The sequence below is a fragment of the Bacterioplanoides sp. genome, from assembly GCF_965219715.1.
Taxonomy (GTDB): Bacteria; Pseudomonadota; Gammaproteobacteria; order Pseudomonadales; family Oceanobacteraceae; genus Bacterioplanoides.
Map to the genome: position 1 here is coordinate 4,199,978 of NZ_OZ244785.1, position 13,131 is coordinate 4,213,108.

General features: G+C 45.2%; 12 protein-coding genes. 8 read left to right on the plus strand and 4 right to left on the minus strand.

Annotated features, from left to right (window positions below; all coding sequences use genetic code 11):
- The first annotated feature begins 3 nt into the window (after positions 1-3).
- From ACOQOZ_RS19480 to ACOQOZ_RS19505, 6 genes are read left to right on the plus strand one after another with little or no spacing between them, the layout of a single operon-like run.
- Positions 4-894: an aldo/keto reductase gene (locus ACOQOZ_RS19480; RefSeq protein WP_420592436.1), complete on the plus strand. Its 891-nt coding sequence runs from the start codon at positions 4-6 to the stop codon at positions 892-894.
- Positions 894-1,691, plus strand: coding sequence for a cytidylyltransferase domain-containing protein (locus tag ACOQOZ_RS19485; protein ID WP_420589818.1), 798 nt, complete (start codon positions 894-896; stop codon positions 1,689-1,691). Before ACOQOZ_RS19480 ends, ACOQOZ_RS19485 begins: the two co-directional genes overlap by 1 nt.
- Positions 1,666-2,937, plus strand: a complete 1,272-nt coding sequence (locus ACOQOZ_RS19490; RefSeq protein WP_420589819.1) for an aminotransferase class III-fold pyridoxal phosphate-dependent enzyme — start codon at positions 1,666-1,668, stop codon at positions 2,935-2,937. The genes ACOQOZ_RS19485 and ACOQOZ_RS19490 overlap by 26 nt, the downstream gene beginning before the upstream one ends.
- Positions 2,934-3,956 (plus strand): UDP-2,4-diacetamido-2,4,6-trideoxy-beta-L-altropyranose hydrolase, encoded by a 1,023-nt coding sequence (pseG, locus tag ACOQOZ_RS19495; protein WP_420589820.1) that lies wholly within the window; start codon positions 2,934-2,936, stop codon positions 3,954-3,956. The genes ACOQOZ_RS19490 and pseG overlap by 4 nt, the downstream gene beginning before the upstream one ends.
- Positions 3,946-4,992, plus strand: coding sequence for a pseudaminic acid synthase (pseI, locus tag ACOQOZ_RS19500; RefSeq protein ID WP_420589821.1), 1,047 nt, complete (start codon positions 3,946-3,948; stop codon positions 4,990-4,992). The genes pseG and pseI overlap by 11 nt, the downstream gene beginning before the upstream one ends.
- Positions 4,985-5,545 carry a formyltransferase family protein gene (locus ACOQOZ_RS19505; protein ID WP_420589822.1) on the plus strand — a complete coding sequence of 187 codons (561 nt, stop codon included), beginning with the start codon at positions 4,985-4,987 and terminating at the stop codon, positions 5,543-5,545. Before pseI ends, ACOQOZ_RS19505 begins: the two co-directional genes overlap by 8 nt.
- Before the next feature lie 10 nt (positions 5,546-5,555).
- On the opposite strand, the gene ACOQOZ_RS19510 is transcribed toward ACOQOZ_RS19505, so the two are convergent.
- From ACOQOZ_RS19510 to ACOQOZ_RS19525, 4 genes are read right to left on the minus strand one after another with little or no spacing between them, the layout of a single operon-like run.
- Positions 5,556-6,311, minus strand: a complete 756-nt coding sequence (locus ACOQOZ_RS19510; protein ID WP_420589823.1) for an imidazole glycerol phosphate synthase cyclase subunit — start codon at positions 6,309-6,311, stop codon at positions 5,556-5,558.
- The gene (gene hisH / locus ACOQOZ_RS19515; RefSeq protein WP_420589824.1) at positions 6,305-6,919 is read right to left on the minus strand and encodes an imidazole glycerol phosphate synthase subunit HisH; all 615 of its coding nucleotides are present in this window, start codon (positions 6,917-6,919) and stop codon (positions 6,305-6,307) included. The genes ACOQOZ_RS19510 and hisH overlap by 7 nt, the downstream gene beginning before the upstream one ends.
- On the minus strand, positions 6,916-8,070 hold the full coding sequence (locus tag ACOQOZ_RS19520; protein ID WP_420589825.1) for an N-acetyl sugar amidotransferase: 1,155 nt from the start codon (positions 8,068-8,070) through the stop codon (positions 6,916-6,918). Before ACOQOZ_RS19520 ends, hisH begins: the two co-directional genes overlap by 4 nt.
- A gap of 1 nt (position 8,071) precedes the next feature.
- Complete coding sequence (locus ACOQOZ_RS19525; RefSeq protein WP_420589826.1) at positions 8,072-10,156, minus strand: 6-hydroxymethylpterin diphosphokinase MptE-like protein; 2,085 nt, start codon at positions 10,154-10,156, stop codon at positions 8,072-8,074.
- A gap of 207 nt (positions 10,157-10,363) precedes the next feature.
- Here ACOQOZ_RS19525 and ACOQOZ_RS19530 point away from each other — a divergent pair, with 207 nt between their 5' ends.
- Both ACOQOZ_RS19530 and ACOQOZ_RS19535 read left to right on the plus strand, forming a co-directional pair.
- Complete coding sequence (locus ACOQOZ_RS19530; RefSeq protein WP_420589827.1) at positions 10,364-12,613, plus strand: flagellin; 2,250 nt, start codon at positions 10,364-10,366, stop codon at positions 12,611-12,613.
- Between the two features lie 70 nt (positions 12,614-12,683).
- Positions 12,684-13,079, plus strand: coding sequence for a flagellar protein FlaG (locus tag ACOQOZ_RS19535; RefSeq protein WP_420589828.1), 396 nt, complete (start codon positions 12,684-12,686; stop codon positions 13,077-13,079).
- Positions 13,080-13,131 lie beyond the last annotated feature (52 nt).

The following is a 13,131-nucleotide window of genomic DNA, read 5'->3' on the forward strand; positions in this document are numbered from 1 at the left end:
GTGATGTCCAATCTCTGCCTGGGAACCGCTCAGTTTGGCCTTGATTATGGTTGTACTAATCATTCAGGTAAGGTTAGTCCCAACGAAATTGATAAAATACTAGAAAAATTCCACAATTCTGGTGGAAAATTTCTTGATACGGCGCCTGCTTACGGTAATAGCGAAACGTTACTCTCAGGGTATTCTCAATACTTTAATATCCTCTCCAAAACCCCTCATGCAGACCCTCTTGCACAGGTTGATCAGGTCATTGAATCATTTGAATCGAGCCTGGAAAACTCGTTAGCCGCTCTGAATACTTCTCACATTCAGGGCCTTCTGCTTCATCAGGCAAATATCGTAAATCAATATCCCGATGAAGTTATTAATTGGCTCACGTCTGTTAAGACTGATGGGCGGGTAAGAGAGCTTGGTGTTTCTGTATATGAGCTGTCTGATATTGAAGATTGGGACGTACTTGGAGATGTTATTGATTGGCTTCAAATTCCATTAAATCTGATGGATGAACGTGCAATTCGACAACCAGTATTAGCCCAGCTGCGAAACAAAGGCATAAAAATTCAGGTACGCAGTGTTTTTATGCAGGGCCTTTTGCTTGATCATAAGAGTGCCAAAGTTGTTCTGCCCGATCCCGCCCGGGTATTTCTTGATCGATACAACACTTGGTGTGAAAAGGCCAATATCAACAAACTGGCGCTGTTATTTCAAAGCGTTATGCAATATCACCCTGAGTTAATTACCTTTGGAGTTAACAGTATCTCTGAGCTTGAACAGATTTTACTGTCAGTCGGTGATGAGAAAGCCAATCTATTGCAGCAATGGACAGCACAAGATATTGCCGCTACCGATATTCCAGAAAGCTGGCTGAATCCGTTTAATTGGGAGTTAGCCTGATGAAAGTTATTGCCATGGTTCAGGCACGCTTTAATTCATCAAGAATGCCTGGCAAGGTGCTGCAAAAAATGTGTGGCATTCCCATGCTGAAGCGTGTTGTAGATCGTGTAGCTCAGGCACAGTTTGTTGATGACGTGATTGTACTGACAAGCGATCAAGAGTCGGATGATCCAATAGCCGATTTTTGTCAACGTGACGGCATTGATTTCTATCGTGGCCCATTAAACGATGTGTTGGGGCGATACTGGCTTGCGGCTCAGTATTATCAAGCCGATCAGATCATCAGGATAACAGCAGATTGTCCCTTAATTGATGCCGGGGTTATTGGCTCTGTTATCGAGATGCACCTTCAGCAGAAAAATGACTATACCTCCAACTGCCTTGAGTACTCGTTACCTGATGGCCTTGATTGTGAGGTATTCAATTATGAGACCTTAGAGCAACTCGCACAGCAGGCTGACAAGCTCTCATGGCGTGAGCATGTCACGCTAATGCTCAGACAAGGTAGCCTGAAGGGAGATTATAAAGTTGCTTGCTGGAAATCCACAGAGGACTACTCCGGCTGGAGACTAACGGTTGATTACCCTCAGGATTTCAGCTTTGTTGAAGAGATTTATCAGCGTTTCGACAATAGCCATTATGTCACCTTAAGCGATGTTATTACGCTCTTAAATAATGACTCAGATTTACGAAATAAAATGCCGGTTATTGAATTAAATGAAGGCATGAATGAATCGATGAAAAACGATAATCAGGTTGAGGTAGAAAAAGATGGAACGGTACCAGAGATCAACTGAGTGGTTACATAAAACCGAATCTGTCATTCCAACCGCCTCGCAGACATTCAGTAAGTCTCATTACTCTCTGCCTAAAGGTGCCGCTCCACTATTCCTGGAGGAAGGGAGCGGTGCGTATGTTACCGATATTGATGGCAATCGTTATATCGACCTGGTCAATGGTTTATTGTGTGTCAGCCTGGGGTATCAACATCCCACAGTTGATAATGTGATAAAAAAACAGCTGCAATCGGGTATTTCTTTTTCTCTGCCCCACAAGTTAGAAATGGCGCTCGCCGAGCGGCTTGTTGAACATATTCCTTGTGCAGAACAGGTTCGCTTTGGCAAGAACGGCACCGATGTAACCAGCGCCGCGGTGCGCCTGGCTAGAGCTGTCACCGGCAAAGACCATGTATTAGTGTGTGGCTATCACGGTTGGCAAGATTGGTATATCGGCAGCACAACACGACACATGGGAGTACCACAAACGGTTAGAGAACGTACCCACAGTTTTCCGTTTAATGATCTCGCAGCTCTGACTGAATTGGTCGACCATCATGAGAATCAGGTCGCCGCCATTATTATGGAGCAAATGAATGTTGAACAGCCTGCGGAAGGCTATTTACAGGCGGTTCGGGAGTTGTGTGACGAAAAAGGAATTATTCTGATCTTTGACGAAATTATAACCGGGTTTCGTTTTGATATCGGTGGTGCGCAATCGGTGTTTGGTGTCACTCCCGATCTTGCAACATTTGGAAAAGGTATGGCTAATGGTATGCCTATATCTGCCATTGTTGGGCGACGTGAGTTGATGCAGGAAATGGATACTATCTTTTTTTCCGGTACCTTTGGTGGAGAAACATTATCATTAGCTGCCGCCTGTGCGACGATTGATTTTATGGTTGAGCATGATGTGCCAGGACATATGAAACTCGTTGGTGGAATGCTGGCGGAAGATGTTTCTAAGACTGCAAAAGTATACGAGTGTGATGACTGGTTTTCTCTGGTTGGCCACCCCTCCTGGAAAATCTGGAAAATAGACAATGACCCTGAATTTATAAAGAAAACTCTGCTGTTGCAGTTACTGGCAGAGCAGGGTGTACTCTCGATTGGTTCCCACAATATCAGCTGGAGTCTAAAGCCTGAAAATGTAGAAACGATTGTTTCTGCTTACCAGTACGCTTTTGAGACAATACAAGGAACGGCTAATCCAGGAAAGCTGATCCAGGGGGAAATTATTAAACCCGTATTCCAGGTTCGCAAGTGATTGTTTTTTTCAGGTGTGACGCATCCTCTGATATTGGAATTGGCCACTTCTCCCGCTGCCTGATTCTTGCTGATGCTTTTTCAGATCGTGGTATTCAGTGTCATTTTATCTGTTCAGTCAGTAGCCGGGACAGTATAGGGAAGTTTGGTGATCGCTATCCTGTGTCGTTTACAGATGGTTATGATGCTGCTGACACCGTACGTATCCTTCTTGAGACGTCGAAAACCCGTTATCGTTTAATCGTTATTGATCACTACGGGTTGGATTCATCCTGGTTGTCGGAAGTTAAACCAAATTGCAATGCCACTCTGCTGATTGATGACAATTCTGGCCGCAGTCTGGAAACAGATTGGCTTCTCGATACCAACCCCGGACTTACAGAAGAGTTAGCTTCGAAATACTATTCCTCCGGAGCCAGATTTTTCTGTGGCAGTCGTTATGCGTTAATTTCGGAACAGTTCGTCAGAATGCGTAGGCAGAATACTGGCTGTATCCAAGGCACGCCAAGAATTCTTATTAACCTGGGTGGCGGAGACCCGGATGACCTACTCCTAGAGCTCATACCTGCTCTGTCGCTACGGAGTGACTTTGAGGTAGAAGTCCTGTTACCGGAAACACTGAATAATTACTCACTGAAGAAAAGACTGTGTGATGAAAATGGTGTGCCCTATATCAGCTTTAGTCGATCATTGGCCGATATTTATAATCGGTTTGACATCGTTATAGGCGCTGCCGGTGTTAGTTCGCTGGAAAGGCTTGCACAGGGAATTCCAACAGTTACGGTTTGCCTCGTCGATAATCAGGATGAAATATTTAAGTCTCTGAGCGAAAAAGGATTAGTCTGGGCTGCAAAAAAAGACAGTCGTTCAATTATTTCCGGGATAGATAAACTAATTAACGACACTGAATTGCGAAATCGCCTTATTAAATCAGGCCTTGAAGAAGTTGATGGTATGGGCGCCAGTCGTGTTGTACATTCAGTGTTATCAGATATAGAGGAAAGCAGTCGTGGAAATTAATGGTCGAAAGATTGGTGATAAATACCCCCCTTATATCATCGCTGAAGTTTCCGCGAATCATAATGGCTCTATAGATCTGGCGCTAGAAACGATCAAAGCCGCTTGGGAAACGGGTGTTGATGCGGTCAAGATACAGACCTATGAACCTCAGTCTATGACGATTGAGTGTGATAACCCTGACTTCTTTATTGATGATGGTTTGTGGAAAGGTAAATCGCTCTACGAGCTTTATGATATGGCGCACACGCCTTATCGCTGGCACAAGAGAATCTTTGATTTTGCCCGGGAGCATGGAATCACGTTATTTTCTTCACCATTTGATGAAGAAGCAGTTGACCTGTTGGAAAGCCTTAGCACTCCAGCCTATAAAGTGGCATCGTTTGAAATGACGGACTTTCTATTGGTCGATTATATTTGCCAGAAGAATAAGCCTGTCATTATCTCTACGGGTATGGCTGATCAATCAGAAATCGCCGAATCTTACCATTGCGCAACAAACCGTCTTTCCCCGGATAATGTATTGCTGTTGCACTGCGTGAGTGGATATCCAGCTCCGGTAACAGATGTGAATCTTGCAACCATGGTCGATCTGAAGCGCCAATATGGCGGCTTGATTGGTTTGTCTGATCATACACTGGGAAATGAAGTCGCTTTGGCCGCAGTTGCACTTGGTGCAAACGTCATTGAAAAACACTTTACGCTTGATCGAAATAATGGAAGTCCTGATGCCGAGTTCTCATTAGAGCCGAACGAGATGGCTGCTCTTTGTCACGGCGCACGAACCGTTTGGTCTGCGCTTGGGAAGGTTAATTACGAACGAAAAAAATCAGAAGCATCGAATGTCCGCTTTCGCCGTTCATTATATGTCGTAAAAGATATAAAGAAAGGTGAAGCATTTACCTCGGAAAACATACGTCGTATCCGACCAGGACATGGGTTACCGCCAGGAAAACTGCCCGAGGTATTAGGGAAGAAGGCAACTTCAGACCTGACCTCCGGAACCGCTTTAGTTCAGGGGCACATATCCGGTGACTAAAGTGTTGTGTCTGGGACCTGAAGATTCAGATATCTTTCGGTGGCTTACCCACATCGGCGAAGACGTTGTTATTTCTTCTGAGAAAATTAATCTGGCCCACCTTAAATCTGTATCGCCAGATATTATTGTTAGTCATGGCTATCGTCACATCATTACTGCCGATGTCATTGCTGCTGTTGAGAAAGGGCGCCTTATTAACCTGCATATATCCTATCTTCCATGGAATCGAGGCGCCGATCCTAATTTCTGGTCTTTCTATGAAAATACGCCGAAGGGGTTCACTTTCCATTGCATTGATAACGGTTTGGATACTGGCGATATTCTTTATCAGCGAACGGTAGACATAGACGCTTCTCATACACTCAAAAGTAGTTATGAATTACTTCAAGCGGAGATGTGCAAGGCGTTTCGTGACAACTGGGAGAGTTTGAAAGGTCTTTCTGTTTCAGCGGTTAAACAAACCGGCTCAGGGAGTTATCACCGGGCCTCTGAACTGAAAGCTATAATCCACAGGTACCCCAAACATTGGGATACCCCTGTGGCTGATATCTAGTATTTCACTATTATTGGTTTTTCATTGCGATGCCGTGATTCTTCAGGAATGCTTTAGCACGTATAGGGTTGGAATCACTGAAGTTGAACAGGCTGCCGCACACAACACCATTTATCTCACAGCTATTAAAAACATCCAGTAAATGTTGATAAGAGCCAGAACCGCCGGAGCTTATGACTGGAATGTTGACAAGAGAACATACTTGCCTGGTTAACTCTTTATCGAAGCCATCCATTCTGCCGTCGTTGTCAATCGACTGAATAACAACCTCACCACAATGACATTTCACCAAAGTTTCCAGGTGCTGCTGCAGTTTTATCGGTTCGCGGTTTTCACCATTTCCACTGAAGAGTACGTATTCATCGTTTATCTTCCTGACGTCGACAATACAAACGACTGCTTGTGCACCGAATGTGTCGGCAATTTCTTTGATGATCTCCGGGTTTGTATAGGTCACTGAATTCAACGCGACTTTATCTGCTCCACATTCGATAAGTTTCGCAGCCTCTGCAAAGCTTGTAATACCACCACCCAAGGTCAGAGGCATAAAACATTCCTCGAGTACCGGCTGCAGTATTTCCAGTAGTGGTTCTATACCTTTTTCTGCCTCGGTATTCAGAATAATCAGCTCATCTGCCAGTTGAGAATTGTATACGGATGCGCTTTTCACCGGATCCCCAACATCGCGATAGTCCTGGAAATTCACACCTTTAACAAGACGGCCTTGACGCAAGAGTAAGGTTGGAATAATTCGTTTTTTCAGCATGTTCCATCCCAATCGCAAAAATTTTCGATAAACTTCAGGCCTGAATTCTGACTCTTTTCTGGATGGAACTGTGCGCCAATGACATTTTCGCTGGCTATAACAGAGGGATAATCTTCTTGGTAGTGTGTTGTTGCAATGACTGATTTCTTCGAGACATTTACCGCTCTGAAAGAGTGAACAAAATACATGTCAGAATTTGGTTTGATGTCTTCAAGTAGTGGATGTGGTTTTTTGATATGAATTTCGTTCCAGCCGGCATGAGGGACCCGAACTTTTTCGTCGGAGAAGCGCTTTACTTTGCCTTCAATATAGCCAAGACCTTTACTGTGTTCACCTTCCTCGCTGTCTGTCAGCAACATCTGCATTCCAAGGCAGATTCCCAATATAGGCTTTCCCGACTGTTTAAATGCTTGTAGCGGTTGTTCAAAGCTGGCTTGTCTGAGTTTATTCATGGCAGTAGCAAAATGACCAACACCAGGAAGTATCAGGTGGCTGCATTCTTCAAGATCTTCGGGAGTTTCAACCATAATGTAGTCAAAACCACTGATATATACGGCGTTGGCAACAGACGAAATGTTGCCGCTGCCAATCTTCAAAATACCAATCACGCTTTCTTCTCTCTGAACCACGTATCAAAGTCCCAGGTTTTGGGTGCATCTTCAATCGCAGAGAAGTCTGGTTTAAAAGGTGGAACGATCAGCTTCATTACCAGTTCATTAAATTCTGTTTCCGACATATCCAGGTATTCTAGGAACAGATCAAGCGATGGTGGTCGTTTTCCTTCAAACTCTTTAATCAGCGCATCGGCATCCGGTTTACTGATTTCTCCTTTTCGTAAATCCAACGCAGTCATTTGAGTAACACGGGAGTAACCACGCTTGAGGAATTTTATGTAATCACGAACTCCCTGCAGATAACATTCGATCTTCTCATACGGATAAATATCCCATGGCATGCCTTCAACCTGATCACCTTGCCAACCAAGTTCATCCATAATCAGTTTTGATTGTTTTTTGGTATCCCATGGAATATAGGACCCCAGGCAAACAGAATGATACTTAAGTCGCTTAAGATCCCGTATGGATGGATAAGTGAAGGGAGTCATATCCCGGGGGTCGAAATCGAAATCGGATGAAATCATCCCTTGCATATCTTCTGCTGTGATTCCTAAATTCACAAACCGATTGAAACGGGTCTCATCCACTGTCTCGATTTCATCCTCGCGGTAATCGTAGTAGGCAGTGTATTCGGACGATGGTTCACCCCAGAAGATCAGTGGCGTTTTATATTTTAATGCAACATGCATTGGATAGGCGAAAATTCCGGTATGGCAATGCCAGCAAAAGTCACCTTTGCGAATCAAAGCTTCCAGCATCAGGCGCTTCACCAGTTTCCAGTTAGGGGTGAAGCTATGCACGTCGACGCCAAGCTCTTTAAATGTACGCTCGTTATTCTTCAGCAGGTTTGGTCGCATGAAACCGTGGTTGAACTGAACAACCAATGGCTTGATACCATATTCCTTGATCAGATAATGAAGGGTGAATGTAGAATCTTTCCCTCCTGAAAAAGGAATGATGCAATCGTATTCATACTTGCCGCGGTATGTTTCGATCAATTTATCCAGAGTCTTTTTTCTGGACTGCCAATCGATATCCGTATCACGGTAATTCTTCTGATTACAGATATTACATACCGAATTTTCATCAAACTCGATGGTTTCATACGTTTCAGGAAGTCCACATTGTACGCAACGCTTCATATCACGCTTCCTCTTTATCATATTTTTGGAGCCACTTTTCGATATTCGGCTCATTCTCGCTGATTTGCAATGTCAGCTTTATATCATCCGGGTTTTTCGTGTCGGATAAATAGCTATCATAATGCTTGGGTAGATCTCTCAGGAATGAAGAGAAATACTCAGAGAATGTTTTCACAATATCCGGTAGATCTTTTTCAGCATCGTAATGTTTAGCTAACGCATAGAGGTTAAATAGCCAGAACCAGATTGTTCCCCGTACCATCATGCTGACTAATGCGACATCAGGGTTCTTGTTATTGATGACAGATTGGTTGGCTTTGAAACAAAAAACCTCAATAGATTCAAGATTTGGCTGTAGATGACTGGTGTATTCCAGCAGTTCTTCGCTGATGGCTACAATGGCTTTTCTGATAATTTTTATACCAGTGTTTTTTTCTGCATGCGAAATAGGGCTTGCTGCATTTTTGACTAATTGGAATACGTCGTAATCTGAATCCGCCAGAGTTTCCAACAATTTAATGAAGTCGTCTTTCTGCATGAACGGGCAATTTTCGATAGTTGCCCCCTGAGAAAGGTTGTGAATATCGAATCTTTTACCGGTCAGCAGCTTACGCTGTGCATGAGTTCTCGAAGTGTTGTAAAACGGCGTGGTGTAAATTTTCCCATGCTCATTCTCTTCAAGGAAATAAGCATCATCTGCCAGGTTTTTACGCCAGTCTTCAAACTGTTCCGATGTGTCCTCATCTAAATAGAACGAAGATTGTGAGTGAGTTTGCGTTTTGTCCTGAAAACCATAATCCAGACCAACAAAAAATATATTGGGTAATTTGAGGTCAATCGCAACGGCCAGTGCCGCATTCGTTGCGCTCGGAGTGCCGTCCATCACCGTATCGTATTTAGATTCAAATACTTTCGCATACGTTGTTTCCTGCTTCAGGTACATGACGCCATCTGAAAACAGGTTATAGGTCTCAGGCCTGATTTGAGCCGCACCAATAAGTGGAATGGTCTCGACTTCGGGAATGAGTGCCAGATCGTCGTACATCGCTGCATCTGACTCCAGTGACACAAGAAAATCCGGTTTGATGCCATTTTTCATCAGGGAATGGCCAGCACTCCCGGCAGCAACAACGATTAAGCGGGCTCGGTACTTTTTGATCGTTTCGATATAGTGGTCAAGAGACGGACCGTTACCACATACCACTGTCGCTCGTGGGCTTGAAGACAAATCAATCGAGCGCATGACAGGCACTTGCTGATTGATATTGTGGATCACATGATTGAGCTGGTTAATCTCGTCGTCATAAAAGCCCCAGATATTGATGTACGGTTCAATCTCTTCATTCAGACGTGTGGCTACCCGGGTGTAAAATTCATCTCCCTGGTGAACGTAGAATACGGTTTGAATCGGCATAAATGGAATGTTCATACAGATATTGTTCCAGACAGCCGCAAATCCTGTATGCACTCTGATATGGTCTTCCAGCTCTACCGTGTCACCAACAGATAAAACGAAAGACCTGGTTTTGTCCTCTATATAGGGTGTCATCATCGCTTCCCAGTCGGTCACATACAAACTGGCAGCAAATACATCCATATCATGCTCGGCAACAACAACATGACGGACATCTCGGATTTTGAGAAATTCGCTGATATGTTGGCCGAGACCGCAGCCAAGAAATGCAACCTGCGGGATACTGTGCTCGAAACGGTATGGACGCTGGTTACCCTGGACTGCACCAGCAGCTCTCAGGAATCTGGCCAGGGTGCCGTGGAAAAATCGCCCTTGATGGAGTTCGGTATCGAAGGTGTGTCTCAGTGGGTGATTCATTCCGCCAACCGGAAAAGCGTCAGAAAACTGTCGGGCTTCCTTGTGATTAAACTCTGCAACGGCTTCAGGGTAAATCGCGATTCCCTCTTTCATCAGATTCACTTCCAATGACTTGGGATCAATATTCACCTGAGTTCTATGTAGCTTCCGTTCCTTTACCTTGTCGTAAATACCGGGAAAGGTACGGGCGAAAAAGCTCAGGTTCTTTTCTTTGCGTGCTTGTAGTGAGGCTAATACCTCTTGTGCCGATTGCATAACTCATCCTCTGGTCCTTGGGAGGGATAAAGCATTTTTTATGCCATCAGGTGTGAATGGTGGCTGGAAATATTTCTTAAAATTCTAAAAAAAATGCCTAAAGCTTTCTCAGGTGGCGCCGTTAACCTTTTTGACAGAGTCAGGAATGCTACCAACTAACTCAGAGCGGTGGTGGTAGCCCCGATAAGAAGGTACAGGAGAAAGACTATGCCTCAAATTATTAATACCAACATCGCCTCGCTGAATGCTCAGCGAAACCTGGACCGTTCACAGTCCGCTAACCAAACAGCGCTGCAACGTTTGTCTTCCGGCTTGCGTATTAACAGCGCAAAGGATGACGCTGCGGGTCTGGCGATTTCTACCCGTTTTACTTCCCAGATTAAAGGTCTGAACGTTGCCGTGCGAAACGCTGGTGACGGTATCGCACTGGCACAGACTGCGGAAGGTGCACTGGGTTCTATCAACGAAAACTTACAGCGTATTCGTGAGCTGGCGGTACAGTCTGCTAACGCCACGAACTCTGACGTTGACCGTGACGCACTGCAGTCAGAGGTTAAGCAGCTTCTGTCTGAGGTTTCACGTACCGCAGAAGAAACAGACTTCAACGGCCGTAAGCTGTTAGATGGCTCCTTCAAAGCCAGCTTCCAGATCGGTGCAAATGCAGGTCAGACGGTAGATGTATCGATCAGCGAACTGACTGCAGATAAGCTGGGTGCTTCCAAACAATCTGGTGTGAGTTCGTACGGTACAGACTTCGGTTTGTCTAACGGTGACTTAAGCATCAACGGTGTTTCTATCAAACCATCTGTTGCTACCGATGATGATAAATCGACAACCGATGCCGGTGCTTCCGCTATTGCGATTGCTGCCGCTATTAACCGCTCCAGCGATGAGACCGGTGTTAAGGCATTTGCTAATGCCAACGAAGTGAATGGTACAACCATGACTTCGGCAGCGGGTGGAACTTCAGCAAACATCGAAATTAACAACGTCAGCTTCACTTTGCAGGCTACCAATAACGGTAATGATGTAGAAAAAGCTCAGACCCGTAAGTCGACTATTGAAGCAATTAACGCTAAGTCCGATCAGACTGGTGTTGTGGCAATTGATGGTGGTAACGAGAACGGTGTTGTTCTGCGTGCTGTTGATGGTCGTAACATCACCATTGAAGGTACTGGTAGTAACCTGACCACTGCATTTGGTCTTGCCGCTGCAACAACTACAGCTGGTGCTGCAGATGGCTCGTTAACCGGTGCTACAACAGGTGTATATGAGTCGGGTGTAACGCTTGTTGCTGACGGTGATACTAAAAACATTGAGATTACAGGCGGCTCCGGTACTGGTACTGGTGATATTACTCGCACCGGTTTTACCGAAGGTACTTACCAGAAAAGTACAGCGACAGTGACTACAGAGTCTAAAACAGTTACTGGCGTGGGTACCTCAACAACTGCTGCATCTCAGTTGGCGATTGAAGAGGGTGACCTGGTAGTTAATGGTGTGACCATTGCTGCAAGTTCGTCAGTTTCTGATAAAGCGTCGGATACTACAGCGAACTCTTCAGACGCATCTGGTTCTGCTATTGCGATTGCTGCGGCAATTAACAACTCATCAGAATCCACGGGTGTTACTGCGACAGCCAACGAAACTGTGTTAGTTGGTGTAACCGGTGCAGCCCCTACAACTGCTGCGACTGCGGGAACCCAGTTGGGCATTGTTATTAACAATGTTGATATTGGTTCTGTAACTTCACAAGGCGATATTGAGAAAGACCGTGCAGCGACCATCAGTGCTATCAATGCAAAATCTGGTCAAACAGGTGTGGTGGCTGAAGACAATGGTGAAGGTATCACCCTGAAAGCAGAAGATGGACGTAACGTATCGGTAACCATCGGCTCTACTACTGCTGGCGCGCTGACAGGTGGTACTTTCGGTCTCGATACTGACGTTGATGGTATTGGTACAATTGCTACCGGTGGTGCGGGTATAGCGGCAGGTTTTGCAACAACAGCAGAAACCAAATACGCAACCGTACAGCTTGAGTCAGCGAAAACCATTGATATTGAAGGTGGTTCGAAAGGTACAGCTGGCCTTACTGATTCTGGCTTCAAGCGCGGCGAATACGGCGGTGGTGAAGATGGTCAGTTCCTGAAGGATCTGGATATCTCAACCGTTGAAGGGGCTCAGAAAGCTCTGACTGCCATCGACAACGCCATTGGTGATGTTGCAAGTAACCGGGCAGAACTGGGTGCGGTTCAGAACCGTCTGGAATCAACGGTGAAAAACCTGCAGGTAACCTCCGAAAACCTGAATGCTGCGAACTCTCGTATTAAAGACGCTGACTTCGCCGCAGAAACTGCAGAGTTGCAGCGTACTAACGTACTGCAGCAGGCAGGTATCTCGGTACTGGCCCAGGCTAATACTTCTGGTCAGCGAGTACTGTCACTGCTGGGTTAATAACTCAGTAACCGGAACCAGACCTTCGGGTCTGGCTCTGACAGGATAACGTTGATTTGAGAGGTGGGTTATGAATGATTTAAAAGGTGAAATGCGAGATACCGTATCTTCAGCTACCTCGTCTGTACGTAATACTCAGACTGCTAAAAACGCAACTGAAACACAAGCTGAAAGTGTTCAGGCGCAAGGGTTGAGAGGAAAGGAGCTGCCGGGTCAGGCAACAGAAATTGCCGGGTTAAACGAAGAACAGCTGAGTGAAGCCGTTTCTAAGATTAACCAGTATGTTCAGAACATGGAACGTACTCTCGACTTTCAGGTAGATGAAGACAGTGGTCGCACGGTGATCAAGGTATTTGATAGTGAATCGGAGAAGTTGATTCGCCAGATACCAAGTGAGTTAGCTCTCACATTGGCGCAGAAATTGAATGATGACGAGCCAACGTTATTGTTCAGTGCCAAAGTGTAGTATTTAAGTAAACTCCTATACAGAAAGCTCCGCATTGGTCGATAACACCAGT